The sequence below is a fragment of the Paraburkholderia sp. GAS33 genome (assembly GCF_050436645.1).
GTDB classification, from domain to species: Bacteria; Pseudomonadota; Gammaproteobacteria; order Burkholderiales; family Burkholderiaceae; genus Paraburkholderia; species Paraburkholderia phenazinium_B.
Window position 1 is genome coordinate 1 of sequence record NZ_JBNDMP010000035.1, and the last position, 2,579, is coordinate 2,579.

A 2,579-nucleotide genomic window follows, 5' to 3' on the forward strand; every position below is an offset into this window, starting at 1 on the left:
GGAAGAACTAGGTGTACGACAAGTAGGGCGGGACACGTGAAATCCTGTCTGAAGATGGGGGGACCATCCTCCAAGGCTAAATACTCGTGATCGACCGATAGTGAACCAGTACCGTGAGGGAAAGGCGAAAAGAACCCCGGGAGGGGAGTGAAACAGATCCTGAAACCGCATGCATACAAACAGTCGGAGCCTCGCAAGGGGTGACGGCGTACCTTTTGTATAATGGGTCAGCGACTTACATTCAGTGGCAAGCTTAACCGATTAGGGCAGGCGTAGCGAAAGCGAGTCCGAACAGGGCGATTCAGTCGCTGGGTGTAGACCCGAAACCAGGTGATCTATCCATGGCCAGGATGAAGGTGCGGTAACACGTACTGGAGGTCCGAACCCACTAACGTTGAAAAGTTAGGGGATGAGCTGTGGATAGGGGTGAAAGGCTAAACAAACCTGGAAATAGCTGGTTCTCTCCGAAAACTATTTAGGTAGTGCCTCGTGTATCACCTTCGGGGGTAGAGCACTGTCATGGTTGAAGGGTCCATTGCGGATTACTTCGCCATAGCAAACTCCGAATACCGAAGAGTGCAATCACGGGAGACAGACATCGGGTGCTAACGTCCGGTGTCAAGAGGGAAACAACCCAGACCGCCAGCTAAGGTCCCCAAATATTGCTAAGTGGGAAACGAAGTGGGAAGGCTAAAACAGTCAGGAGGTTGGCTTAGAAGCAGCCATCCTTTAAAGAAAGCGTAATAGCTCACTGATCGAGTCGTCCTGCGCGGAAGATGTAACGGGGCTAAGCAATATACCGAAGCTGCGGATGCATATTTATATGCATGGTAGGAGAGCGTTCCGTAAGCCTGCGAAGGTGCACTGGAAAGTGTGCTGGAGGTATCGGAAGTGCGAATGCTGACATGAGTAGCGATAAAGGGGGTGAAAGGCCCCCTCGCCGTAAGCCCAAGGTTTCCTACGCAACGTTCATCGGCGTAGGGTGAGTCGGCCCCTAAGGCGAGGCAGAAATGCGTAGCTGATGGGAAGCAGGTTAATATTCCTGCACCATTGTTGAATGCGATGGGGGGACGGATCGCGGAAGGTTGTCCGGGTGTTGGAAGTCCCGGTCCTTGCATTGGAGAAGGCGCTTTGGCAAATCCGGGCGCGGAATTCAAGGGTGTGAGGCCATTCACTTCGGTGAAGAAGCAATCGGAAGTGGTTCCAGGAAAAGCCTCTAAGCTTCAGTTCAACAAGACCGTACCGCAAACCGACACAGGTGGGCGAGATGAGTATTCTAAGGCGCTTGAGAGAACTCGGGAGAAGGAACTCGGCAAATTGGTACCGTAACTTCGGGATAAGGTACGCCCCTGTAGCTTGATGCCCCTGCGGGCAAAGGGTGAAGGGGTTGCAATAAACTGGTGGCTGCGACTGTTTAATAAAAACACAGCACTCTGCAAACACGAAAGTGGACGTATAGGGTGTGACGCCTGCCCGGTGCCGGAAGATTAAATGATGGGGTGCAAGCTCTTGATTGAAGTCCCGGTAAACGGCGGCCGTAACTATAACGGTCCTAAGGTAGCGAAATTCCTTGTCGGGTAAGTTCCGACCTGCACGAATGGCGTAACGATGGCCACACTGTCTCCTCCCGAGACTCAGCGAAGTTGAAGTGTTTGTGATGATGCAATCTCCCCGCGGCTAGACGGAAAGACCCCATGAACCTTTACTGTAGCTTTGCATTGGACTTTGAACCGGTCTGTGTAGGATAGGTGGGAGGCTGTGAAGCGTGGACGCCAGTCTGCGTGGAGCCAACCTTGAAATACCACCCTGGTCTGTTTGAGGTTCTAACCTTGACCCGTTATCCGGGTCGGGGACAGTGCATGGTAGGCAGTTTGACTGGGGCGGTCTCCTCCCAAAGTGTAACGGAGGAGTACGAAGGTACGCTAGGTACGGTCGGAAATCGTGCTGATAGTGCAATGGCATAAGCGTGCTTAACTGCGAGACCGACAAGTCGAGCAGGTGCGAAAGCAGGTCATAGTGATCCGGTGGTTCTGTATGGAAGGGCCATCGCTCAACGGATAAAAGGTACTCTGGGGATAACAGGCTGATACCGCCCAAGAGTTCATATCGACGGCGGTGTTTGGCACCTCGATGTCGGCTCATCTCATCCTGGGGCTGTAGCCGGTCCCAAGGGTATGGCTGTTCGCCATTTAAAGAGGTACGTGAGCTGGGTTTAAAACGTCGTGAGACAGTTTGGTCCCTATCTGCCGTGGGCGCTGGATATTTGAAGGGGGCTGCTCCTAGTACGAGAGGACCGGAGTGGACGAACCTCTGGTGTACCGGTTGTCACGCCAGTGGCATCGCCGGGTAGCTATGTTCGGAAGAGATAACCGCTGAAAGCATCTAAGCGGGAAACTCGCCTTAAGATGAGATATCCCCGGGGCTTCGAGCCCCTTGAAGGGTCGTTCAAGACCAGGACGTTGATAGGTCAGGTGTGGAAGCGCAGTAATGCGTTAAGCTAACTGATACTAATTGCCCGTAAGGCTTGATCCTATAACAGGTGTGTGTCGGCAGCCGTTAGTGCTTCAGCACTTATGGAT

General features: G+C 53.0%; 1 rRNA gene. It reads left to right on the forward strand.

The features are described from left to right. Nucleotides 1–2,532 (forward strand): 23S ribosomal RNA (locus tag P3T24_RS38780); the annotation flags it as partial. Nucleotides 2,533–2,579 lie beyond the last annotated feature (47 nt).